This window comes from Janthinobacterium lyxosi (assembly GCF_051380665.1).
Taxonomy (GTDB): Bacteria; Pseudomonadota; Gammaproteobacteria; order Burkholderiales; family Burkholderiaceae_D; genus Janthinobacterium.
Window position 1 is genome coordinate 65207 of record NZ_JBNYXM010000012.1, and the last position, 23846, is coordinate 89052.

Here is a 23846-nt window from a genome sequence, read left to right on the forward strand (position 1 = left end):
GCTAACGGCCCTCCCAATCGGAGCGCTGCAGATCGAAATTCATGCTGGCCCAAACGCCCAGCTCGCTTTCGGCGCTGAGGGTGCCGCCGTGGCGCTCGATCACGCCATAGCTGATGCTCAGGCCCAGGCCCAACCCCTGCCCCACTTCGCGCGTGGTGAAGAACGGTTCGAAGACGCGCGCCAGGTTTTCCGGGGCGATGCCGGGGCCGTTGTCGCGCACGCTGATGCGCAGGCGGTTTTCATCCCAGTGGGCCGTGATACGGATCTCGAACGGCGGTGCATTGCCCTTGCGCATGGACAGCACGGCATTGCCCAGCAAGTTGATCAGTACGCCCACGATGGCCGCCTCGTCGCCGCGCACCAGGGTGTCGACCGGCAAATCGTGGCTGATGCTGACATTCTTCGTTTCATGTCCCACCAGACGGATGGCCGCATCGAGCGCGCTGCGGAACTGGAAATGCCCCGTTTCCAGCTGGTTGCCGCTCTTGCGGTAGGCAAAGGTCTTCAAGTCGGAAACGATGTGCTGCACGCGCAGCATGCCCTGCTTGGCGTCGGCCAGGCATTCGCTCACCAGCGCACTTTGCTGGGCGGCCGGGTCTTCGATGGCCACCTCGATGGCCATCATGCAGAAATTCACGGGATTGTTCACTTCATGCAGCATGCCGGCGGCCAGGGTGCCGATGGCGGCCATTTTCTCTTGCTGCAGCATCTGCCCCTTGATATCGGCCAGGCTCTTGTTGGTTTCTTCCAGCTGCGTGTTCTTTTGCGCCACTTCCGCCTTCAGCTGAAACAGCATGAAGCGGGCGCGCTCATTGAAATAGGTAAACACGGCGCTGATGCTGGCCGACATGATAAGAAATAGACAGTTGACGACGAACGTGCCCGGCAAGTCGAAGCCGCCCGCATGCCAGGCGCAGGCAGCCACGTACAGCAGGCAGGAGATGGCGCCAAAGACCATGTTTTGCCACAAGCCGAACGCCAGCACGATGCCCGACGAGTAGATGGCCAAAGTCATGCCCACATAATAGATCGAGATGGCGCCTTCCGTGACGGCGATCATCCAGGCGATCATGATTTGCGGCAGGATCAGCCAGACAAAGGTCAAGCCCTGGATGCGGTCTTGCGCCCAGCGCGTGCGCATGGTCAGCACGACGCAAAAGATCAATGCCGACACAAGGATGCGCGCACCGGTGAAGGCCGACTGCTTGTCCGGATACAGGGCCGAATCGAGGCCCATGCCCAGCAGGATCAGCACGATGCCCGTGTAGGCCCCGCCGCGGCTGAATTCCAGGCGAAAGTCGCGCAAAACGGCCGTGTAGCCGGCGTGCAGGCCTGGAGTATCCATCAAGGAATGCTCACTTCCGCAAACACATTCACGCCCGTGGCGTCGACATAGATCAGCGGATCCCTTGCATGCTCAGGCAGCAAGGCCGAGAGGCCCGCTTCATTGCGATAGATCAAATGCCACTCCAGCAAATGCTCCATGCCGAACTTGCCCGGATTGTTGGCGTGCACATTGGTGACGAGCAAACGTCCACCCGGCCCCACGCGCGAGGCGAAGTGCAGCAGCAGGCGCGCACACACCTTGTCGGACAGGTAATCGAACAGGCCGGCGCAATACACGGCGTCAAAACTGCCGGGCAAGCCCGCGGCGCCCGAGCCGTGGCGGCGCTTGAGCAGGTTGTGCACGGAATCGTGCACATAATCGATTTCCACCACGCGCCCCGTGCGCTGCATGATGGTGGTCAGGCGCGCGCGCGTCCAGTCCAGCGTCTCGCCGCTGAAGTCGACCAGCTCAAACGCCAGCCATTGCGCATCGGGGCAGGTCTCGAGAAAACGTTGCACCTCGATGGCCGGGCCGCACCCCACGTTGAGCACCTTGAAGACGCGCCCGGCAACACGCGCCGCGGCCGCCTTTTGCGCCAGGAATTCCGTCAGGATATCGATGCGGTTGCGGTGCGCCGTGGCCACGGCCGCCTGCAAGAAGGCCGCATTAACGATCTGAAAATAGGTGCTGGGCCCCTGGCGCGGATCGTCCAGCAGCTGGTTGACCATCTGGTAGTCGCCCGCATAGCCGAGCGGCTTGGTAAACGTGCGGAAGACGAACGGCGCGCGCAGGATCAGCGGGTGCAGCGCCGCCTGGGCAAATGCGCGATGGGCCGGCGCCCGCTCTTCCTCGACGAGGGAGGCTTCCACCTCGAGCTGGCGCAAGTACAGCTGGGTTTGCTCCATCAGCGGCAAGGCCAGCTCGTCGAAGATATCGGCGCGCAGGCGGCCGTTTTCCTTGGGTAGCGAATCGGACAAGTCGACCTGCTCGACCCAGCGCGCCACTTCCGACAAAAAGGCGCGCATTTCGTTGACGACGATCTGGTAGTCGCGGCGGATGCGGAAGCGCTCGCCCCAGCCGGCGACAAAGGCGCTGGACTCTTTCGCCACGGCGCCCTTGACCACCACCACGTCGCTCAGCTCGCGCCACTCGTCGATCAGGGTCACGGAAACGATGGCCGTCAGGCCCGTGTTGACGCTGCTGATGACCACGGCCTTGCCCACATAGGCGTTCTTCGCCCCCATGCGCACCGTCAAGTCATTGAGCACCTCGCTGACCTGCACAATCGAGTAAGGATTGTAGATTTCCATGACCAGCGAATTGCGCTGCAAGTTGAAAATCGTGCCGCGCACCGCCTCACCCTGGGTGTTACGGAAACTGACGACTGGATCGATCTGCGATTGTGAATACACGATTGAGCATTATCAAGTTGCCCGGTTTCCGGCGCACCACGCTGGGCGCACCAGTTTCCAGGCTGGGTTAAGGCACGGCACACCGGTCGCCTGCCGCCGGCCCGCCATCGAAATGGAGACGCGCGGCGTCGCGTGATGCCATGCCGGAGCGCCTCAAAGCGCATCTGTTCGCTCTCTCATCGAGTGTACTATGGATGTAGCAGAACGGGCAATTGTTCCCTATGGAATGACCGTCTGTGGCGCTGGCGCGCAACGCCGCCATTCAACCGGCCACGAACAGGGCCAGCGCGTGACGCAATAGCTGCGGCGTTTGCCCCGTCCAGCGCTTGAACGAGCGGCGGAAGTTGGTGGCATCATGAAAGCCGAGATAGGCGGCCACGGCATCGTTGTCGTAGCCATGCGCCTGAAACAGATAGATGGCCTTGTGCGCACGCACCTGGTCCAGCTCGGCCTGGAAATGCGTGCCATGGCGCGCCAGGTGGCGTTTCAAGGTGGCGGGACTGACGCCAAACTCCTGCGCCGTGCGCTCCAGGGTGGGGGCGCAGCGGATATTGGCCAGCAGGTAGTCGTACAGCGCGCCGAGCAGGCTGGCGGCGGGCACGGGCGCCAGGGCCGCCGCCCGCAAGGCCAGCGCGGCCGCCGTGGCATTGCCGCGCGGCCAGGGCTTGTCGAGCCAGCTGGAATCAATCAGCATGGCGTCGACCTGGCAATCGAAGCGCAGCGCCTGGCCCAGGTGCACTTCATGCTGCTCCACGTGACGGGGCCGCGCGCGGTTGAAGCAGAAGCGCCACGGCAGCGCCTCGCCGGCCAGCCAGCGGCACATGGCGGCCAGCGCCGTCATATGCATTTCCACCAGAAAAGGCAGCTGGCTCGGCGCGCCGAACGCGTCCGTCCAATACAGCACGTGCATGTCGCCCGCCTCGCGCAAGCGGGGCTGCAACAGCGGACACAGCAAGGTATGAAAATCGCACAGGATGCCCAAGGCCTGGCGCAGATTCTGCGCTTGCAGCAAGGCATGGCTGGCGGCGCCGTAATGGCCGGGCAGCATTTGCTGGCCCAGCATGAAGCTGGTGTCGGCACTGTCCAGGCCGCGTGCCACGTTGGCCAGCAATTGCAGGTATTGCGCGGCGCTGACCTGGCTTTCCGCGGATGGCAGCGCGCCGCCATCGAGGCCCGTGCCCTTCAGCAGCGGCGCCGTGGCCAGCTCGCGGCTGCGCGCGTAATCGAGCACCAGCGCCGGCTGGTGATGGGCAGCGATGCTGGGGTCGCCTTGCTGGTTCAGCGGCATCAGGCAGGCGCGGCGGCGCTGGCCCTGGGACTGGGACTGGCACCCCTGCCCGGCGTCTCCACGGCACGGCTCAGCTCGGCCAACACCACTTCCGGCACGCCATCGGTGAGCGAGCAGGCATGCCGCAGGCTCAGGCGGATTTCGCGGTTGTCGTTGGCGTGGTGGCGCATCTGCCCCACCATGGCGCACAGGTGGCGCGCCTGCACGGCCGCATCTTCACGCGACACGCCCGGCATCAGCACGGCGAAGCGATCACCCGCATAGCGGCACAGCAAATCGTCATTGCGCAAGTTCAACAGCAGCATGTGGCCCACGGCTTGCAGTACGCGGTCGCCTTCGCGGTGGCCGTATTCGCGGTTAATCAGGTGAAAGCTGTCAATATCGAGCAAGACCAGCGCGCAATCGAGGCCGGGCCGGCGCTCCTGTTCCAGGCGCATCTGCGTACGCAGATAGCTGGCGTCGGCCAGCTGCGTGATGCGGTCGAAGGCGCGGTGGTCGCGGAACAGGCGTTCGCGCTTTTGCAGGTGTTCGTTCAGCCGAAACTGTTCCTGGCGCCAGTAATACATGCCGATCGTCAACACCAGCATGCCAAATGGAATCAGGGCTTCCAGCCAGTTATCCCACACGGCACTCTTATCGACGGCAAAGAATTCATCGAGGCAATCGGCCCAGGATCCCAGCATGATGGCGCACAGGCCACCGGCGATCAGACTCGTCACCCGTCCGCGCGGCCGGCTGCTGAGAGTAAACAAGAACCAGATGCCCGCCATGACGGCCGTGCCGCCTTCGCAGACGATATCCATCCACTTCCAGATGGCAAACGGTTTAAGGTGCCCCAGTGTGGCGTACAGGAAAAAGAACAGAGGCAAAGCCAGCGCGGCGGCAATCAGGCTGTTACGGTGCAACGGCAGCATTGGGAAACCTTTAAAAGTGGTGCTGTCGCCACGATAGCGCCCGCCCATGACGCCACGATGACATGCCCCACGCCCGTGCGGCAGGTGCAAACGGCTCAGCATTACTAGCGACCATCCTGCAAATACGGCATGCCGCGCCCCATGCGCCCTGCGCCGGCAGGTCATTTCAGCTCACCACGGTTCAGTTCCGGCCGGAAAGCGTTCACAGGCCGTTGTTTTCAGGGTGGCAAGCCCCTGCCTGTCACGCAACCGTCATATTTGCTGCCTAGAATCCGCCCGGTTCCCTCCTCCCTAACCGAGCTCTTCATGAAAACCATGCACACTTCGCCCCCCTCCCCGCTGCGCCTAACGGCCCTGGCCCTGGCCATCATGGCCGTCTTCAGCGGTCAAAGCCACGCGCAAGCGCAAGATGCGGACGGCCAGACGGCCGCCACCGTGGTCGTCAGCGGCCAGCGCGCCAGCCTGCGCAACGCCATCGCCGCACAAGAGAAAGCCGACAACATCATCAGCGTCATCAGCAGCGACGATATCGGCGGCTTGCCGGACAAGAACGCGGCCGAGGCGCTGGCCCGCTTGCCGGGCGTATCCGTGCAGCGCGACCAAGGCGAAGGCCGCTACATCACGGTGCGCGGCCTGGGCCCGGACCTGAACACCGTCACCATCAACGGCGCGCTGGTGCCGTCACCGGAAGCGGGCCGCCGCGCCGTGGCGCTCGATATCCTGCCTGCCGGCCTGATCCGTACCCTGGAAGTCTCGAAGACCTTGCTGCCGGAAATGGACGCCAATTCGCTGGGCGCCACCATCGAAGTCAAATCGCTGTCCGCCTTCGACTTGCCGGGCAAGCTGCTGTCGGCTAACGTGGGTGCCAGCCATGATGAAAAGACGGGCAAGACCAGCCCCAGCGGCGGCGCCCTGTGGGCCCAGCGCTTCCTCGACGGCAAGCTGGGCGTGGCTGCCGGCCTGAGCGCGGAAAAGCGCTCGTTCGGCTCCGATGACGTGGAAACGGGCGGCGCCTGGAGCAAAGGCAAATTATCGGGCCTGGAATTGCGCGACTACCTGCCCGTGCGCAAGCGCGGCGCCCTGGCCGTCAACCTCGATTACCGCCCGGAAGCGGGCAACAGCTGGTTTTTGCGTTCGTTCGTCAGCGAATTTTCCGACAATGAAGTGCGCGACCGCCTGACCATCGGCAATATCGCCGGCGGCAGCCTGGCCGAAGGAGCAACGGCCAGCGCGCGCGCCGAGCGCCGCATCCGCCAGCGCAAGTACACGCAGCAAGTGCGCTCCCTCGTGCTGGGCACGCAGCAGAAATCGGGCGACTGGACCCTGGACGTGAAAGGCGGCATGAGCCGCGCCACGGAAGACACGCCAGAATCGCTGAACGACGGCCGTTTCCGCGGCACCAGCAATTTCGCCGGCATCAGTTTCACGGATACGCAAGAACCCAAGCTGAGCGGCCCCGCCTCGCTGTACGATCCGGCCAACTACGCGCTGAACGCCATCACCCTGCAAAAGCGCTACTCGAAGGACAATGAACACCACGCGCGCATCGACCTGGCGCGCAAGTTCGACATCGCCACCCTGAAATTCGGCGCGAAAGTCAGCCGCCGCGAAAAAAGCAATGACACGGATCAATGGGCGTATAACAGCAGCAAGGCCAGCAGCGGTAATTACTGGGGCGCAGGCTCGACCTCGATGAGCAACTTCGTGCAAGGTCACACCCTCGACTATGACCTGGGCAACATCGGCGTGGCGCTGGACCCGTTGCTCATCCGCGCCCGCGTCGCGGGCCTGGACCGCGACAAGGCGCGCCTGGCCACTGAGTCCATCATCAACGATTACCGCATGCATGAAGACATCAACGCCATGTATGTGCAGAACAGCTACGACTTCGATGCCTGGCACGTCCTGGGCGGCGTGCGCGCCGAGCGTACCAGCTTTGAAGCAGCCGGCTCGCAGGTGGACAGCACCGGGTTGGCCACGCCCTTGACGCGCGAACGCTCGTACACCAACTGGCTGCCGAACCTGCAAACCCGTTATGACCTGGATCAAAAAACCAGCGTGCGGGCCGCGTGGACGCAAGCCGTGGTGCGCGCCAACTTCAGCCAGCTGGCGCCCGGCATCAGCCTGGCCAGCAATACGGAAGCCGTGATCGGCAACCCGGACTTGAAACCGCTGAAGGCGAACAACCTCGACCTGGGCATCGAAAGAGTGCTGGGCAATGACGGCGTGATGTCGGCCTACGGTTTCTACAAGGACATCAAGAATTTTACGTACACGACCAACCTGGCTGGCACGGGCCAGTGGACGGGCTACACGACGGCCACCTCGTATGCGAACGGCGACGCGGCGAAAGTGAAGGGCATCGAATTGGCTTACATGCAGCCGCTGCGCATGCTGCCGGCGCCATTCAACAAGTTTCTCGTCGGCGTGAATGCCACCCTGAGCACCTCCAGCGCGCAAATCGGCCGCTTCGACAAGGCGACGAACAAGCAGCTCAAGCGCGACATCCGCCTGCCGGGCCAGTCGAACCAGGTGATGAACTTGATGCTGGGCTATGAAACAGGGCCTGTGAGCGCCCGCCTGGCCCTCAACTACAAGTCGCCTTATCTGCTGGAAATGGGCGGCGACATCCTCGATCAAAGCCAGGACCATATCGTCGCCGGCCAGAAGCAGCTCGATTTCTCGCTGTCATACCAGATCAACAAGCAGTTCCAGGTAATGTTCGAGGCGGCCAACCTGAACAACGAGAAATACTATGTGTATCAAGGCACGAAACAGTACAACGTGCAGAACGAACAATATGGCCGCACTTTCAAAGTGAGCCTGAAAGCCAGCGCCTTCTGATGATGATCTTGAATAACATGAAAAAACCCGTCCTGTGCAGCGCCCTGCTGGCCGCCTTTTCTTTCAGCAATCTGGCGCTGGCTGTCCCCGCCATTGCTTTACCTTCTTTAATGCAGGAAGCCGAAGAGCTGGCGCGCCTGCCCGGTGGCGGCTGGCTGCTTCTCGACAAGCACGGCTTGCGCCTGTTCGATCCGGCCGGCAAGGAACAGGACCGCATCGCCGTGCGCGCCAAGCAACTCGACACGCGCATCGATGGCGGCAAGGTCCTGGCCGTCTTCTTGGAAGCGGACACGCAGCGCCCGCTGCCCGTCTCCGTCGATGTGCAGGCTGGCAAGCTGGTCAAGCTGGCGCCGTTTCCCGTACCGACGTTTTCCGTGGAAGCGTCCTGCCTGTACCGCGACGCCCAGCAGCTCGACCATCTGTTCCTGATCGGCAAGGATGGGCAAGCGGAACAATGGGTGATGCAGGGCGAGCAACGCAGCCTGGTACGTAAACTCGCCTTGCCGCCCCATGCGAAACATTGCAGAGTCGACGATGGCGCGCAGCGCCTGCTGGTGAGCGAGGCTAACATGGGCGTGTGGGCGTATGACGCCGACTCCGAAGGCATGGGCAAGCGTGAAGTGGTGGCACTGCGCAAGCCGTACGGCCAGCTGGACGGCGGCGCTGGCGCGCTGGCCGTGCTGCCGGGCGGCGTGGCTGTGCTCGACGGCAAGGCGGACAAGCTGCACCTGTTCGCCCATCAGGGCGGACAGTGGACAGCCCTGCCACCGCAAGCCGTGGCCTTGAACGTGCGCAAGGGCGACAGCCAGTTGGCGCTTGACAAGGACTCCTTGCTGCTGCGCGGCAAGAACGGTTGGCAAGCGCGGCCCTTGAAATGGAACGGCAAGTCGGAAACATCGCCTGCGGTGGCCATCATCGCCCCGCAAGCGCAGACAGAGCCGATGGCGCGCCAGGGCGACGCGGCAGACGATCCAGCCATCTGGCTGTCCAGCAACCCTGCCGACGCACGCATCCTGGGCACCAACAAGAAGCAAGGACTGCTCGTCTACGACCTGCAAGGCAAGCAGACCCAACTGCTGGAAGTGGGCCGCCTGAACAACGTCGACGTGCGCCAGAACGTCAGTCTTGGCGGCAGCAAGGTCGACCTGGCCGTGGCCACCCAGCGCGACGACAACAGCATGATGCTCTTCACCATCAATGCCAGCGGCGAAGTGGCGGAAGCGGGCCGTTTTCCTACCGGCCTGAAAAGCATCTACGGCATGTGTTTGTACCAGCCGGCCAGCGGTGGCGTGCAAGCGTTCATCAACGACAAGGACGGCACTTTCCAGCAATACAGCATCAGCTTGAGCGGCAAGCAGTTCAGCGCCACCCTCTTGCGCAGCTTCAAGGTGGCCACCCAACCGGAAGGCTGCGTGGCCGACGACGCCAACGCCCGCTTGTTCCTGGGCGAGGAAACGCGCGGCATCTGGACCACCTCGGCCGACGCCGCCAAGCCGGACGCCCTCACGATGGTATTGCCCGTGGGCGCGCACTTGAGCGCCGACGTGGAAGGCATGGCCATCTACCGCAAGCCGGGTGGCAAGGCTGACTCTGGCTACCTGATCGTTTCCAGCCAGGGTGACAGCAGCTATGTGGTGCTCGATGCACAAGCCCCGTACAAGGTGCGCGGCCGCTTCAAGGTAGGATTCAACTTGCCAGCCGGCATAGACGGCACGTCGGAAACGGATGGCCTGGACGTCACCTCCGCCAACCTGGGCGGCGCGTATGCGCAAGGCATGCTGGTGATCCAGGACGGCTACAAGCGCTTGCCCGATGGGCCGCAGAACTTCAAGTATGTGGCGTGGGGGGATGTGGCAAGGGCGTTGGGTCTGGAGTAATCAGGCAAGAGCGGGGCCGGCTCCGCGGGGGAATGCGCCTCAAAAGGGTGCATTCCGATCCCGAGGCGACCGCCCCGGCACTAGCTGCGCGGCAGATCAATATGAAATGGCAAGCGCTTGCCGCACAAGTCCACCATGCCAGACACGAGCAGGCGCCGTGCGGACAATTCGATAATATTGACGGCCGACACGTCGCCATATTCCATCATATAGATACCCGATTCCTCCGCCTCGGGATGCGTATCCAGCATCCCGATCGCAAACGCTTCTCCCTGCCCTTCCGGTATGCGCAAGCCGTGCAGGAAAAAGGCCGGCGGATACAGCGCCCACGACCATTCCGCATCCTCCGGCTCGGTCAAGCGCATAAACACATCATCATCGCCATGGATATCGATATTGAGCTCCAGCATGCCGCTGCCATGAGCTTCCAGACTAATGCTTGATTTCGCTACATCCACTTCAAAATTGGTGTCGCCGATACTGAAAACAGTCATTCAATACTACTCCCGAGTTACAGGTAAATATGCGGCGCGACAGGCAGCAAGGAATGCAGGGCAACCTCATCGATCACCAAATCCGGCAATTACGGCGATCGTGCCGATGCCCAATTTTTATCCTTTTGCCCATGTTAGCATTAGTATCAGTCTTTAATGTGCTAATGGTAAAGACTGTTCGATTAGGAGCGGCTACTCCTGACCATTAGTAAACAATTTTACAACTGTAGCGTATTTTACAACATGATATAGAAAAAGAAGCCGCGATGCACCAGTCATGTCAGCAACTACCTCGTTAAATCTCCTCGGCTTACCAATCTGCCAGCGACTACCCCGCTCAGGCATATTAAAATACCGTCCCATGACCTCCCCCGCCCCGACCTCTTCCCTCCCCGACAGCATCCTGCTCCCATCCCTGGCCGTCCTGGGAGGGCAGATTTCCGTCAATCTGGGGGCGGCGATTGCGAAGAATCTGTTTCCTGTCATCGGGGTCGAGGGGATTACGGCGTACCGGGTGGGATTTTCGGCATTGATCTTGCTGGCCATCTTCCGGCCCTGGCGTTTCCGCCTGACGCGCAAGGATGTGCTGAACTTGCTTGTGTACGGTTCCGTGCTGGGACTGATGAACTTGCTGATTTACCGGGCGTTTGCGTTGATACCGATCGGCATTGCCGTCGCCATCGAGGTGACGGGGCCGCTGGCGGTGGCCATGCTGTCGTCGCGCCGGCCGCGCGATTTGCTGGCCGTGGCGTGCGCCGTGTTCGGCTTGTATTTGCTGTTGCCGCTGCAAGGCAGTCCGGGCAGCCTGGACCCGGTCGGCGTGGCGTATGCGCTGGGGGCGGCGCTGTGCTGGGCGCTGTATATCATTTTCGGCAAGCGCGCCTCGACTTTGCAAGGCGGGCAAGCCGTGGCCTGGGGCATGACGGTGGCGGCCATGGTGACGGTGCCCATCGGGGTCGCGTATTCTGGCACGGCCCTGCTGGCGCCATCGATTGCGCTGATGGGCCTTGCCATTGCCATGCTGTCCAGCGCCCTGCCGTATTCGCTGGAAATCTTTGCCCTGCGTCGTTTGCCGCAAGGCGTATTCGGCATGTTCAGCAGCGCGGCGCCCGCCGTCAGCGCGCTGGCCGCCATGGCCGTGCTGGGAGAACTGCTGAGCCTGACCCAGTGGCTGGCCATCGCCTGCATCGTGTTCGCGTCGGCCATGGCGGCGCTGGGCGCCCAAGGCGGCAAGCGCTAACGGTAGTCAGCCCATCCTGTATCGCTGCCTGCGCCGCATCCTGGCATTGCTGCGCAGCTGGTGGGCAGGTTTTGATGCCCGCCTGTAAAATGCGCCATCCCTTGCCACATAGTAAAAGTACATTCAGCCCATTCCCGCCTCACCGATGATATCCACCTCCCTTTTCCGCTTGTTCTCCCCACTCGCCGCTGCAGCCTTGCTGCTGGCGCCTGGCGTCGCCGCGCACGCAGCCAGCCGCGCCCGCCACCCTCACGGACAATGCCGAAGCGGGCAAGGCGGCGTTTCGCAAGTGCGCCTCCTGCCACCAGGTGGGGCCATCGGCGCGCGGCGGCTTCGGCCCCAAGCTGACGGGCGTGATCGGCCGCAAAGCCGGTGCCACCACCGACTACAAATATTCGGCGGCCATGAAAAACGCGAATATTGTCTGGACCGAGCAAAACCTGGCCGGCTTCCTCAAAGCACCCAACGATTTCATTCCTGGAAACAACATGCGCTTCTGGGGTATCGGCAATGCGCAGCAAGTGGCCGATTTGCTGGCCTACCTGCGCACGCAATAACCACATCCAATTAGCGCGTGCAATCGACGCATGCACCAACGCTGCTGCCGGCCAGCAAGCTGGCCGTGCGCCCTAGCTAGCACCTTCCCTGCTTGAACTCCCGTTCCAGCTGCTTGAATTAGCGTTCACGCTGGGGATAGGTACCGACGGGCATCGCTTCCCCTAGGGCTTGCCCGGCAGCTTGCGCACACACAGGTAAATGGAATACAGCGCCGCCAGCCCCACCAGCACGTACACGCCGCGCGAAGCCGTCGTCATGGCGCCGAGGATGCGGGCCACGATGTCGATATCGAACAAGCCCACCAACGCCCAGTTCAAGCCGCCCACGATCAGCAGGATCATGGAGATCCAATCGACCACGTTCAGGCGCTTCGCCGTCATTTCCTCGTTTGCCGCACCGTCCGATCCTGCCTGGATATTCGCCATCTCAGCCTCCTGTAAGAAGAAAGGACCCGCCGCCGGGTCTGTACAAAGCTCAGTGTAGGCGCGGCACCGGCATACGCCAGTCGGACGATGCCGGGGTTCGAGGTAGGACGAGTCTGTAATAAGGCAGGTGATTTTATCTGGCAACAAGCCAGGCGCCGGCGACAGGCAAAGCGGCTATGCATTTCGGCCATAGTTACCAGCTGTTGCTAAACAAGCAGTGACCAATTCCAATATGGAAATATTTATAGATTACTTAGTATTGCACTGCTACACTCATTTCACCCCGGCAACGTCAGGGGCAACAGCGCCGCGCCGTGCCGCCCGCATGGGTAGCGGCCACCATGGGACAACAGCTGAGGGGACATGAATATTTCAAACATACGCATCGGTGTACGCCTGACCACGGGTTTTTTGCTGGCATCGCTGCTGCTGGCGGTGGTCGTCAGCGTCAGCACGTGGCAACTGGCCACGGTGAGCGGGGAAATCGATAGCAGCGTGAACCAGCGCTATGCGCGCATCGAGCAATTGCAGGCCACACGCAACAGCACGCAAGAGCAGCCCGCCCTGCGCGACATCGACCAGCAGATCGCCACGCAATCAACGCAGATGCGCGCGGCGGCCGAGGCGGCCATTGCCCGCGCGCACAATACCAGCGTGCTGATCATCGCGCTGGGCCTGATCGGCGGCGTGCTGAGCCTGGCCACGGCCTGGTTCATCAGCAGCGGCATCGTGCGGCCCCTGCGGCATGCCGTCACGGTGGCGCGCAAGGTGGCCGGCGGAGACCTGAGCGGCAATATCCGCGTCGAATCCGGCGACGAGGTGGGCCAGTTGCTGCAGGCGCTGAAAGACATGAATGCCAGCTTGATCCATATCGTGGGCGACGTGCGCGGCGGCACGCAAGACATCGCCGGCGCCTCGGGCGAAATCGCCGCCGGCAACCTGGACTTGTCGCAGCGCACGCAGGCGCAAGCCAGTTCGCTGGAGCAGACGGCCGCCTCGATGGAAGAGCTGACTGGCACCGTCAAGCAAAATGCGGATAATGCGCGGCAAGCCAACCAGTTGGCGCTATCGGCCGCCGACGTGGCCGGCAAAGGGGGCAAGGTGGTGGCACAAGTGGTCGATACCATGAGCTCGATCAATGCGTCGTCAAAAAAGATCGTTGATATCATCGGCGTGATCGACGCCATCGCCTTCCAGACGAATATCCTGGCCCTGAATGCGGCCGTGGAAGCGGCGCGCGCAGGCGAACAGGGACGCGGCTTTGCCGTCGTGGCCGCCGAAGTGCGCACCCTGGCGCAACGCTCGGCCGGCGCGGCCAAGGAAATCAAGCAGCTGATCGGCGACTCCGTCGAGCGCGTCGACGCGGGCGCGCGCCTGGTCGATACGGCGGGCGCCACCATGCGCGAAATCGTTGCCAGCGTGCATCGCGTGACGGACATCATGGGCGAGATCAGCATGGCCAGCGGCGAGCAATTGTCCGGCATCGAGCAAGTCAACGCCGCCATCGTGCAGATGGAGCATGTGACGCAACAAAATGCCGCGCTGGTGGAACAGGCGTCGACGGCGGCAGCGAGCATGCAGCAGCGCGCCCAGCAGCTATCGGGCACGGTGGGCATCTTCACGCTGGGCAATGAGGTGGCGCCCCTGCAGGCGGCACCGGCCATCAGCCTTGTGGCGGCGCAAGACGCGACGCAAGACAAGGCGGCACCCGCCCTGGCACGGTCGCGCGCCCCTGTCGTTAGAGCGCGCCTGAAAGCCTGAGTTCCCGCTGATAGTTCATCGCTTATAGCTCATTGATCGCGCATTGCTATAGCTGCTTGTACATGATGGTGGTGGCGTCCAGCCGGTCGCCGGCCGGCGCCAGCGCATAGGCGGGGATGCTGCCCGCCACCACATAGCCCAGCGACAAGTACAGCGCTTGCGCATGGTCGCTGCTGCGCGTGTCCATGGTCAGCAGGCTGCGCGGCAGCTGGCGCGCCCGCACTTCCAGCGCCTGCATCAGCAAGCGGGCGATGCCGTGCCGGCGGAAAGCGGGCGCCACCAGCAGCTTGCGCACCTCGGCCCGGTGCGCCTGGTTGGGATTGGTGTCCCAGTCCAGCTGCACGGCGCCCGCCACCTTCCCTTCCACCTCGGCCACCAGCAGCAGGCGCACGCCGCGCGTCACGGCCGGCAAGACGTTATCCGTCCAGAACGCCTGGCTGACCGCCGTGTCGAACGGCAAGATAAAACCGATGCTGGCGCCGTCGTGCACGCAATCTTGCAGCAAGGCCCCCAGTTCCGGCAAGCGTGCATGAATATCGGCGGAGGTAAAAACGCGCAGCGATGGGGACATATCAACCTCAGACAAGAAAGAGAAAGTAGCGGGCGCCGCTGTCCGGCGGCGTCGTAAACGCGCTGGCGCCATGCAACTGATAGCGCAGGCAATCGCCGGCAAGCAAGTCGTGTGAGCGGCCGTCAACGGTCACGTTCAGCTGACCTTCCTGCAGCAACAGATGATGTTCCATGCCGGGCCGGGGCGAGGCGGCGTAGGCTATCGTCACGCCAGCGCCCAGTTCGCATTCGAGCGCTTCGCCGGCCAGCGCGCGCGACGGCGGCGAGAAGGAGCGGCGGATAAAGCCGGTGTCCGGATCCGTCCACACGCTTTGCTGGGCCCGCCGCAGCAGGGGTGGAAAATCATCCTCGACCATGCGCAGCAGGCGCGACATGGCCAGGCCATACGCGGCGCATAGTTTGCCCAGCACAGCCGTGGTCGGGCTGACATCGCCATTTTCCAGGCGCGACAGGGTTGCGCGGCTGACCTGGCTGGCACTGGCCAGCTGGTCCAGCGACCAGCCCCGCTCCACGCGCAACTGCTTTAAACGCGCGGCCAGGCGCCGTTCCGTATCGTTATCAGTCAATTCTGTATTTTCCATATATGGGAATTTATCCCTAAAACGGGAATTTGGCAAGCAATCGTCGCAGAGTTGCTCAACGCACGGACCCGCACCCGGACTCCAGGCATCATGGTGCCACCACTTCAAGGAGAAGCCATGTCCGCCACTCCCCCCACTCCCCAGCCGCGCCAGGGCCAGGCGCCTGCGCCGCTGGGCAGGGTCGAATTTCATTTGCAATTCATCCGCTCGTTTGCCGACCCCACGTTCGACGCCGTGCGCGGCGCCCTGGTACAGGTGGAAGAAGTGGCGTGGAAGAATTACCAGGATGGGCGCAAGGCGCCCGTCACGCAGAAGGCGGGACCGGGTTTTATCGACCCCGACTACGAGCTATCGGTGGAATGGCTCGCCACGCGCGAGCGCCTGCTGGCCGCCGAGGCGCGCCAGAAGGATCCCGCCACGCCGTCGCGCGTGCTGCTGATCTGCGGCGCGGCGCGCAACGACGGTTCTTGCCCTGGTGAAATATCAAAGACCTGGCGCATGACGCAATGGGCGAAAGAAGTGCTGCAGGCGGACGCCATCGAAGCGGACGTGCTGGACCTGAGCTTGCTGACCTCCTCGTATGACTTGCACATCCATCCGTGCAAAGGCTGCGTCTCGACGGCCATGCCCCTGTGCCACTGGCCGTGCAGCTGCTACCCGAACCATGGCGAACGCCAGACGAATGACTGGATGACGGATATTTACGAGCGCTGGACGGCCGCGCACGCCGTCATCATCCTCACGCCCGTGTACTGGTATCAGACGCCAGGCGTGCTGAAACTCATGATAGACCGGCTCGTGTGCGCCGACGGCGGCAACCCGGACCCCACGTCCACGCACGGCAAGAAAGCCGTGGAAGCGAAGGCCCTGGAATTGCAAGGCTGGAACTACCCGAAACACCTGGCCGGGCGCGCGTATGGCCTCGTCGTGCATGGCGACGTGGCCGGCATCGAAGGCGTGCGGCGTGGCCTGTCGGACTGGCTCGACTGGATGGGTCTGGTCGACGCTGGCGCCAAGTCGCGGCTGGACCGCTACATCGGCTATTACGACAGCTATGCGCAAAGCCATGAGGCGCTGGACCGCGATAGCAATATGCAGGAAGAAGTGCGCAACGTGGCGCGCGCCGTGGCCGAAGCCGTCCAACGGCTGCGCGCGGGCACACTGGCGCCGCCCGATGCGGCATTACAAGCTCCGCGGCCAAAATGAAACCGCACGTACCTACCCCGCCATGCGCGAGGCGTGGCGGCACAATTCCAGGAAACCCGTCAAACGGGGCGAGAGAATCTTCTTGGACTGGCGTATCAGGTAAAAGTTGCGCTTCAATGCCGGCAGCATGGTGTCCAGTTCCACCAGTTGCCCGCTGGCCAGCAGATCGGCCACCACCACGCGCGACAGGCAGGCGATGCCCAGCCCCGCAGCGGCGCCATACTTGATGGCTTCCGAATTGCTGAATTCGCCTGCGGGGCGCAGATAGTGCAGGTACGGCACCAGCGCCTGCTCCACCGCTTCACGCGTGCCCGAGCCCGCTTCGCGCAGCAGCCAGCCCGCCTGGTTCAATTCCGTAAAACTGAGCAGATGGCACAGCTGCGCCAGCGGATGCGTGGGCGCGGCCACGATCAACATCTGGTCCGTCAGCCACGGCTCCACCAGCAAGCCCGCTTCGTGGCACGGCCCTTCGATCAGGCCGATATCGACCTTGAATGCGGCCACGGCGGCGGCGATGTCGGCCGTGTTGGCAATCGTCACCTGCGGAATGCTGCGCCCGTACTGCTGCGCCGCCTGCGCCAGGATGTGCGGCAGCAGATAAATGCCGATGGTGGTACTGGCGCCGATTTGCAGGCTGACGGGCACGGACGGGTCGGCGCCCGCGAACTGGCGCTCGATGCTGGCGGCCCCGTCGCGCATCTGCCGCGCCTGCGGCAACAGCAGGCGGCCATTATCGTTGAGCAGCAATCGCTTGCCGACGCGGTCGAACAGCTGCGCGCCGAGCAAGGTTTCCAGCTCGTTCAGGGCCGCGCTGGTGGCCGATTGCGACAACGCAATGTGTTCGGCCGCCGCGCTGGTGCTGCCCGTGTCCGCCACGGCGAGAAAAATCTGCAGTTGCCGCAAAGTTAAGGCCATCAAATCTACCTGCTTAATTGGTTAAACATACAAAAACAATCCGTTTTACCATTTAATCAGCGAACTGTACAGTCATGCCATACGAATCAGTAACCATGGAGTACGGCATGTCATCCCTATCAACGACGAATACCACCAGTGTCAGCGACCGCTATGGCCGCCTTCTGCCTGGCCTGCTGCTGAGCGGCGCGATCGCCTGGGGCGCCATCGCGCTGGGCAAGCTGGAATGGATGCAAAGCCACGGCATGAGCGCGCTGACCCTGGCCATCATGCTGGGCATTGTGCTGGGCAACAGCGTGTATGGCCGCCTGGCGCCCACCTGCGGCGCGGGGGTGGCCTTTTCCAAGCAGACGTTATTGCGACTTGGCATCATCCTGTATGGCTTTCGCCTGACGTTCCAGGATATCGGCCAGGTGGGCGTGGCCGGCATCGCCATCGATGCGCTGGTATTGGCGTCCACGTTTGGCCTGGCCATGTTCCTGGGCACCAAGGTGTTCAAGCTGGAGCGCAACAGCGCCATTCTGATCGGCGCGGGCAGTTCCATCTGCGGCGCGGCGGCCGTGATGGCGACCGAACCCGTCGTCAAGGGGCGCAGCGAGGATGTCACCGTCGCTGTCTCCACGGTCGTAGTGTTCGGCACCATCGCCATCTTTTTGTATCCCTTGCTGTACCAGTTGAACCTGGGCTGGCATGTACTGGGCGCCACGCCCACCGCCTTTGGCGTGTACATCGGTTCGACCGTGCATGAAGTGGCGCAAGTGGTGGCGGCCGGCAAGTCGATCGGGCAGGAGGCGGCGAACGCGGCCGTGATCGCCAAGATGGTGCGCGTGATGATGCTGGCGCCCTTCCTCGTCATCCTGTCGGCGGTGCTGGCGCGCGACAAGGCCAAGGCCGGTGGCCACGACAAGGCGGCCAAGCTGGCCATTCCCTGGTTCGCCTTCATTTTTATTGCCGTGGTGGCCTTCAATTCCCTGGGTCTGCTGCCAGCGAGCGCCGTGGCCACCATCACCGATATCGATACGGCCCTGCTGGCCATGGCCATGGCAGCCCTGGGCTTGACGACACACATGTCGGCCATCCGCCGCGCCGGCATCAAGCCCCTGCTGCTGGCCGGCCTGCTGTTCTGCTGGCTGATCGCCGGTGGCGCGGCCATCAACCATGTGGTCGCCAGCCTGTTTGCCTGAAGCTGAGCCTGATTCAAGCGGGGGCGGCTGACGCGGGAGTCGAAAACTTCGTACAATAGCCGTGTTTTGACTCTCAATCCGGCCCCGGCCCCACCCAGGAACACCCATGCATCTCTCGAACTGGCTGCTTTTTTGCAGCGTCGCCCTGCTCGTCACGTTTTCTCCCGGCCCGGCCGTCTTGCTGGCCATCTCGAATGCCATCGCCGTCGGCCCGCGCCGCGCGATGATCAGCAGCATGGGCAATGGCTTTGGTTTGTTCATCATTTCCGGCGTGGCCATGGCCGGCATGGGTGTCGTACTGGCCACCTCGGCCACGGCCTTCATGCTGCTGAAACTGGCTGGCGCCCTGTATCTGGTGTACCTGGGCATCAAGCAATGGCGCAGCAAGACCAGCATCGTGGCCGATGCGCCCGTGGCGCTTGGCGCGGCCAATCCAAATTCCTTTTGGAAACTCTTCCGCCAGGGATTAACGGTGGCGCTGACCAATCCGAAGGCCATTCTGTTCTTCTCGGCCCTGTTCCCGCAATTCATCACGCCGGGCGAACCGGTGGCCATCCAGTTCACCGTGCTGACGACCTCGTTTGTCGCCTGCGCCATGCTGGCCCATTTGTTCTACGCCAACCTGGCGCGCCTGCTGAAAACCCAGCTGGCCACGCCAGGGCGCGCCAAGCTGTTCAACCGCATCTCGGGCGGCGCCTTCGTGCTGCTGGGTCTGAGCCTGCTGCGTCTGCGCGCCAAGGCGGCGTAACGTCACTGCGCCGATAAAAACGCCTCGATGCTGGCCGCCAGGGCCAGCGGCGTTTCATTCATCGGATAGTGTCCCGCAGTGGCCAGCACCTCCAGCCTGGCCTGCGGGTACCACGCCAGATACGTGCGGCGCATCAGGGCCGCATCAAAGCGGGGGTCGTGCTCCCCCACCAGCGCCAGCAAGGGCAGCGCCGTGTGCGCCGCCTTGACTTCTTCACTGAAATCCGTCCCGCTCCACGCCAGAAAATAGGCGGCAAACGCTGCTGGATCCGAGCTTGCCCACGAGTATTGCGCCTTCCAGTCCAGCCAGGTGGCTGGCAAGCGCCCGCCCGTGCTGCGATCTATGATGGAACGCCGGGCATCCACGTTCGCGCTGGCGTCGAGAAACAGTTGCCGCGCCGCGCCCTCAAGCGCCACGCCGCAGCTGGGCACGGGCGCCACGGCAACCAGCTTGCGCAAACGCAAGGGCGCCAGCAAGGCCAGCCGTTCCAGCGCCATGCCGCCCATGGAATGTCCCACCACGCTGAACGTGGCAAAGCCCAGCGCATCGGCCAGCGCCAGCGCGTCCGTGGCCACTTCGTCCATCGAATAATCGCCGGCCATGCCACGCATGCCGCCATAGCCGCGATTGTCCATGAAGACATAGCTGAAAGCGCCGCCATCGAGGGCCGCTTCCATCGGCGCGAACGCCTGCGCGTCGCCAAACCAGCCGTGCAGGACGATGACGGCGTGGGGGCCATGGCCCACGCGATGATAGCTATTGTGCATACGCTCTCCTGAAAAAGAGTGCATGGTAAGGGCAGATCAAGCGGCCCGCCTTCGATAGCAGGTCAAATACTGTAGAGTACGGGCCATGGATGATTTCTATACGGAAGTGCCGCGCGCAGCGATCGCCACCGCACGCGACCATGCCCCCGGCACCATTTTTCCCAGTCACGGCCATGCGCGCGGGCAATTCGCCTATGCGGCGCGGGGCGTCATCAGCGTGCACACGCCACACGGTAACTGGCTGGTGCCGCCGCAACGCGCCTGCTGGGTACCGGCCCGGCTATTCCACGGCATGCGCATGCATGGGGCCGTGACCATGCACAATGTCTTCATTGACGAGGCCGCCATCGCCAGGATGGGCTTGCCACCCGATTGCCAGGTGCTGGACGCCTCGCCGCTGCTGCGCCAGCTGCTGGCCGAAGCAGTGAGCGTGGAGGCATTGTATGCGGAAGCGTCACGCGCCGGACGCCTGATGGCCTTGCTGCTCGATGAGATCGCCGCTGCCAGGCCCCTGCCCCTGAGCGCGCCCCTGCCGCATGACGCCAGGCTGGCGCGGTTGTGCATGGAATTGCTGCGGCAACCCAGCCTGGACAGCAACCTGGACGCGATGGCGGCGCAGGCCGGCATGAGCCGGCGCACTTTTACGCGGCAGTTCCGCGCCCAGACGGGGCTGGCCTTTGCCCAATGGCGCCAGCAAGCGTGCCTGCTGGCAGCCATCACGCGCCTGGCCGAGGGACAAGCCGTCACCCGCGTGGCGCTCGACCTCGGTTATGCCAGCCCCAGCGCCTTTACGGCCGCCTTCCGCCGCGTGCTGGGGCAGGCGCCCAGCGCGTATTTAAGTCAAGTTACGCTGGACTAGGAAATGATGGCGGCGATACGCCAGGCCACCGCCTGCGCCAGTTTCTGCACATGGTAGCCGTCGACAAAACCATGGTGAGCCTGCGCGGAAAACGGTACCCGCATGCGGCCGTCTTCCTGTGCGGGGCCGAACTTGCCCCAGGTAAAGGTCGGGATGTCGGCGTCGCGGTGGCGGTAGATGGGGTGCTCGATGGCCGCCAAGTCCAGCCATGGCAGGCAGGTGACGAAAATATTGTTGCGCTGTTCACGCTCGCTCTCGCCCTCGCCCGTATTGATCAGCGCGCAACTGGCTTCGGCGATGCGTTTCGCTTCCAGGCTGCGCACGATGAAGAGATCGAGCTGGTCCGTCATCGTGAAACGCGTGTAGTTGAGGTTGTCGTCGCCGTTGATGACGGTGTAGGAAGCGGGGAAATCGTCGATCCTGATCACTTCGCCCTGGTAGATGCGGTACATGAAGTTGTCGATCTCCCTGACCGTATTGAGCAGGCAAAACAGGAAAAAGTGAAACACGGGAATCCGGCGCGCCTTGCAGTACGGCCGGAAGTCCGGCACGTCGAGCTGGAAGTTGATGTTGACGAGGGGATTGTCAAACGCGCGGAACAAGTCATAGCGGTCGCGCCGCTTTTCAAAATTTTTCATGCGGCGAGTGTAGACGATGGGGTGCTACCGTGCGCCAGGCCCCGCTGTACCTTCCACGCCAACGGCAAGGTCAGCAGCAATACGGCCGCCAGCGCCAGCAAGGCCGTGGGCACGCTGGTATGGTCGCCCAGCGCGCCGAACAGCACGGGCGACAGCGCCCCGCCGCCGATGCTGCCCGTGTAGAACAGGGCGAACGCGTGTTCGCGCTTGCCAGGGGCGGCCAGTTCCGGCACCGCGCCGTACAGCACGGACGACGTGCCGTTCAGCGCCAAGCCCAGCAACGGCAGCATGGCCATCACGCCGGCCAGGGGCAGCCACAGGGCAGCCACGATCAACACGGAAGTCATCGATTCCGTCAGCCACACGGTTTTCATCATGCCGATGCGCGCGCCCAGATAGCCGCACAGCAGCTTGCCGAAGGCGCCGCCCATGAACAGAAGAGATAGCGCCACGCCGATGCCGGCCGTGCCCGCGCCCTTGCTTTTCAGCAAGAATGGCAAGAAGGTGAGGAAACCCATGCGCACGGCGCTGTCCAAAGTGCCCGTGGCCAGCAGCGCACGAAAGCTGCCTTTCGAGCCGCTGCCCACGATGCTCTTGCCCGCCTTCTTCGCGCCCGCCTGCAGCTCGCCCGGCTTCGGCAATAGCCACCACAGCAAGCCGGCCGCCGCCAGGCCAAGCAGTCCCAGCAGCGAGACGCTGGCTTGCCAGCTGCACACCAGCAACAGCAAGCCCACCAGGGCGGGAATCAGGGTCTTGCCGATATCGCCGGCAAAGTTGTAGTGCGACAGCGCCTCCTTCACGCCGCCGCCCGCCTCGTGCGTGTCGGTGACGATGGACGAGGCCAGCGGATGCTGCGTGCTGGCGCCCAGGCCGCCCAGCAGCAAGGCAAACAGCAGCACGGCCAGACCACCCGCCTGGCCCGCGATCAGGTAAGCGCCCCCGGCCAGCGCCGTGCCGCCCACCAGCAGGCGTTCGCGTCCCCAGCGCATGGCCAGGCGGCTGGCCAGCAACTGGAAACCGGCCATCATGCCCGAGTACGATCCCCGCAACAGGCCCACCATGGCGTAGCTGATGGCAAACTGTGCCTGCCAGATGGGCAGCAGCACGTAGATAACGTCCGTCAAGCCGTCATGCACGGCATGCGCGCTGCAGGCGGCGAACAGCGAGCGGCGGCGGATCGATTTATCGGAGGGGGAAGAAACGGTGGAAGGCACGGCGGCGGACGGTTCGGTCATGACTATGCATGCAGGAAATCAGGAGGCGACCAGCTTACTACAAATTGCGTTGGCATCTCGCGCGCCTCGCTTGTTCCTTTCTCACCCGGACATAGTCCTCCGTCTATCTTTGTGCACCAGAAATAGCGTTCCACCGGCGGCAGGCCGTGGTATAACTACTGTGTACAACTCGTACCTTTCTCATCAGAGGCCAGCGCGACCATGACGTCATCCAGCGACACCTCGGGCCAAGCCGGGAAAAAAACAGGCTGCAGCCAGTGCCTGGACACCGAGCCACTGAACTTCGATTTCACCTTTGCCTATCAACCGATCGTCGAACTGTCCACGCGCTCGATCTTTGGCCATGAAGCCCTGGTGCGCGGTCCCAACGGCGAATCGGCATACTCGATTTTGTCCCAGGTCAATGACGAAAACCGTTATGTCTTCGACCAGGCCTGCCGCGTGCGCGCCATCGAGGGTGCGGCCCGGCTGGGCATCCAGGAATACCTGTCCATCAATTTTCTGCCGAATGCCGTGTATCGCCCCGAGGCTTGCATCCAGGCTACTTTTGCCGCGGCGCGCGAATGCAATTTCCCCATCCAGCGCATTATTTTCGAAGTGACCGAGGGCGAAGAAGTGCGCGACCGGCCCCACCTCGTGAACATCTTCCATGAGTATCGGCGCTTCGGCTTCCAGACGGCCATCGACGATTTCGGCGCCGGCTACGCGGGACTGAGCCTGCTGGCGGAATATCAGCCGCACATCATCAAGATCGACATGGAATTGGTGCGCGGCATCGAGGCCAGCGCGCCCAGGCAAGCGATCGTCAGAGGCATCATCGCCATTTGCAAGGAACTCCACATTACAGTCCTGGCGGAAGGCATCGAAACGGCCGCCGAACGCGATTGCTTGAAGGCGATGGGCATCGACTTGATGCAGGGATATTTATTTTGCAAGCCGGCGCTGATGGCCATCGGCGTGATCGATCCGGCAGCATGGTGACAGGCAGTCACCACGCCCCGAT

General features: G+C 63.1%; 22 protein-coding genes. 10 read left to right on the top strand and 12 right to left on the bottom strand.

The window, feature by feature from the left end; translation table 11 throughout:
- Position 1 precedes the first annotated feature (1 nt).
- The 4 genes from ACQ4WP_RS14790 to ACQ4WP_RS14805 all read right to left on the bottom strand — a co-directional run bounded on the left by ACQ4WP_RS14790 (position 2) and on the right by ACQ4WP_RS14805 (position 4941).
- Entirely contained in the window at positions 2-1345 is a 1344-nt protein-coding gene (locus tag ACQ4WP_RS14790) for a sensor histidine kinase (RefSeq protein ID WP_436521808.1), read from the bottom strand.
- Positions 1345-2739 (bottom strand): class I SAM-dependent methyltransferase, encoded by a 1395-nt coding sequence (locus ACQ4WP_RS14795; RefSeq protein WP_436521810.1) that lies wholly within the window; start codon positions 2737-2739, stop codon positions 1345-1347. The genes ACQ4WP_RS14790 and ACQ4WP_RS14795 overlap by 1 nt, the downstream gene beginning before the upstream one ends.
- A gap of 262 nt (positions 2740-3001) precedes the next feature.
- Positions 3002-4027: an AraC family transcriptional regulator gene (locus tag ACQ4WP_RS14800; protein ID WP_436521812.1), complete on the bottom strand. Its 1026-nt coding sequence runs from the start codon at positions 4025-4027 to the stop codon at positions 3002-3004.
- Positions 4027-4941, bottom strand: coding sequence for a GGDEF domain-containing protein (locus ACQ4WP_RS14805; RefSeq protein ID WP_436521814.1), 915 nt, complete (start codon positions 4939-4941; stop codon positions 4027-4029). The genes ACQ4WP_RS14800 and ACQ4WP_RS14805 overlap by 1 nt, the downstream gene beginning before the upstream one ends.
- 315 nt (positions 4942-5256) lie before the next feature.
- On the opposite strand from ACQ4WP_RS14805, the gene ACQ4WP_RS14810 reads away from it, so the two are divergent.
- Entirely contained in the window at positions 5257-7785 is a 2529-nt protein-coding gene (locus ACQ4WP_RS14810; protein WP_436521816.1) for a TonB-dependent receptor, read from the top strand.
- 17 nt (positions 7786-7802) lie between these two features.
- On the top strand, positions 7803-9662 hold the full coding sequence (locus ACQ4WP_RS14815) for a phytase (RefSeq protein ID WP_436521818.1): 1860 nt from the start codon (positions 7803-7805) through the stop codon (positions 9660-9662).
- Between the two features lie 80 nt (positions 9663-9742).
- On the opposite strand, the gene ACQ4WP_RS14820 is transcribed toward ACQ4WP_RS14815, so the two are convergent.
- The gene (locus ACQ4WP_RS14820) at positions 9743-10156 is read right to left on the bottom strand and encodes a hypothetical protein (RefSeq protein ID WP_436521820.1); all 414 of its coding nucleotides are present in this window, start codon (positions 10154-10156) and stop codon (positions 9743-9745) included.
- Between the two features lie 361 nt (positions 10157-10517).
- Between ACQ4WP_RS14820 and ACQ4WP_RS14825 the strand changes: the two genes are divergently transcribed.
- Both ACQ4WP_RS14825 and ACQ4WP_RS14830 read left to right on the top strand, forming a co-directional pair.
- Positions 10518-11396, top strand: a complete 879-nt coding sequence (locus tag ACQ4WP_RS14825) for an EamA family transporter (protein ID WP_436521822.1) — start codon at positions 10518-10520, stop codon at positions 11394-11396.
- Between the two features lie 209 nt (positions 11397-11605).
- Positions 11606-11953 (top strand): c-type cytochrome, encoded by a 348-nt coding sequence (locus ACQ4WP_RS14830; protein ID WP_436522087.1) that lies wholly within the window; start codon positions 11606-11608, stop codon positions 11951-11953.
- 162 nt (positions 11954-12115) lie between these two features.
- On the opposite strand, the gene ACQ4WP_RS14835 is transcribed toward ACQ4WP_RS14830, so the two are convergent.
- Positions 12116-12379, bottom strand: a complete 264-nt coding sequence (locus tag ACQ4WP_RS14835; RefSeq protein ID WP_436521824.1) for a DUF378 domain-containing protein — start codon at positions 12377-12379, stop codon at positions 12116-12118.
- Positions 12380-12742: 363 nt separating this feature from the next.
- Between ACQ4WP_RS14835 and ACQ4WP_RS14840 the strand changes: the two genes are divergently transcribed.
- On the top strand, positions 12743-14140 hold the full coding sequence (locus ACQ4WP_RS14840) for a methyl-accepting chemotaxis protein (protein ID WP_436521826.1): 1398 nt from the start codon (positions 12743-12745) through the stop codon (positions 14138-14140).
- 46 nt (positions 14141-14186) lie between these two features.
- Here ACQ4WP_RS14840 and ACQ4WP_RS14845 read toward each other — a convergent pair whose 3' ends face one another.
- Both ACQ4WP_RS14845 and ACQ4WP_RS14850 read right to left on the bottom strand, forming a co-directional pair.
- Positions 14187-14711: a GNAT family N-acetyltransferase gene (locus ACQ4WP_RS14845; protein WP_436521828.1), complete on the bottom strand. Its 525-nt coding sequence runs from the start codon at positions 14709-14711 to the stop codon at positions 14187-14189.
- A gap of 7 nt (positions 14712-14718) precedes the next feature.
- Complete coding sequence (locus ACQ4WP_RS14850; protein WP_436521830.1) at positions 14719-15291, bottom strand: helix-turn-helix domain-containing protein; 573 nt, start codon at positions 15289-15291, stop codon at positions 14719-14721.
- 117 nt (positions 15292-15408) lie between these two features.
- Here ACQ4WP_RS14850 and ACQ4WP_RS14855 point away from each other — a divergent pair, with 117 nt between their 5' ends.
- A complete protein-coding gene (locus ACQ4WP_RS14855; protein WP_436521832.1) occupies positions 15409-16497 on the top strand; it encodes a flavodoxin family protein in 1089 nt (362 codons plus the stop codon).
- Positions 16498-16509: 12 nt separating this feature from the next.
- On the opposite strand, the gene ACQ4WP_RS14860 is transcribed toward ACQ4WP_RS14855, so the two are convergent.
- On the bottom strand, positions 16510-17412 hold the full coding sequence (locus tag ACQ4WP_RS14860) for a LysR family transcriptional regulator (RefSeq protein WP_436521834.1): 903 nt from the start codon (positions 17410-17412) through the stop codon (positions 16510-16512).
- 107 nt (positions 17413-17519) lie between these two features.
- Between ACQ4WP_RS14860 and ACQ4WP_RS14865 the strand changes: the two genes are divergently transcribed.
- Both ACQ4WP_RS14865 and ACQ4WP_RS14870 read left to right on the top strand, forming a co-directional pair.
- Complete coding sequence (locus ACQ4WP_RS14865) at positions 17520-18596, top strand: YeiH family protein (RefSeq protein WP_436521836.1); 1077 nt, start codon at positions 17520-17522, stop codon at positions 18594-18596.
- Between the two features lie 106 nt (positions 18597-18702).
- Complete coding sequence (locus tag ACQ4WP_RS14870; protein WP_436521838.1) at positions 18703-19344, top strand: LysE family translocator; 642 nt, start codon at positions 18703-18705, stop codon at positions 19342-19344.
- Positions 19345-19346: 2 nt separating this feature from the next.
- Here the strand turns inward: ACQ4WP_RS14870 and ACQ4WP_RS14875 are convergent, their stop codons facing one another.
- Positions 19347-20111 (bottom strand): alpha/beta fold hydrolase, encoded by a 765-nt coding sequence (locus tag ACQ4WP_RS14875; RefSeq protein WP_436521840.1) that lies wholly within the window; start codon positions 20109-20111, stop codon positions 19347-19349.
- 85 nt (positions 20112-20196) lie between these two features.
- Here ACQ4WP_RS14875 and ACQ4WP_RS14880 point away from each other — a divergent pair, with 85 nt between their 5' ends.
- Complete coding sequence (locus tag ACQ4WP_RS14880; RefSeq protein ID WP_436521842.1) at positions 20197-20970, top strand: AraC family transcriptional regulator; 774 nt, start codon at positions 20197-20199, stop codon at positions 20968-20970.
- On the opposite strand, the gene ACQ4WP_RS14885 is transcribed toward ACQ4WP_RS14880, so the two are convergent.
- A complete protein-coding gene (locus tag ACQ4WP_RS14885) occupies positions 20967-21608 on the bottom strand; it encodes a CatA-like O-acetyltransferase (RefSeq protein ID WP_436521844.1) in 642 nt (213 codons plus the stop codon). The two genes, ACQ4WP_RS14880 and ACQ4WP_RS14885, sit on opposite strands and share 4 nt — an antisense overlap.
- Entirely contained in the window at positions 21605-22843 is a 1239-nt protein-coding gene (locus tag ACQ4WP_RS14890; RefSeq protein WP_436521846.1) for an MFS transporter, read from the bottom strand. Before ACQ4WP_RS14890 ends, ACQ4WP_RS14885 begins: the two co-directional genes overlap by 4 nt.
- A gap of 201 nt (positions 22844-23044) precedes the next feature.
- Here ACQ4WP_RS14890 and ACQ4WP_RS14895 point away from each other — a divergent pair, with 201 nt between their 5' ends.
- Complete coding sequence (locus ACQ4WP_RS14895) at positions 23045-23824, top strand: EAL domain-containing protein (protein ID WP_436521848.1); 780 nt, start codon at positions 23045-23047, stop codon at positions 23822-23824.
- Positions 23825-23846 lie beyond the last annotated feature (22 nt).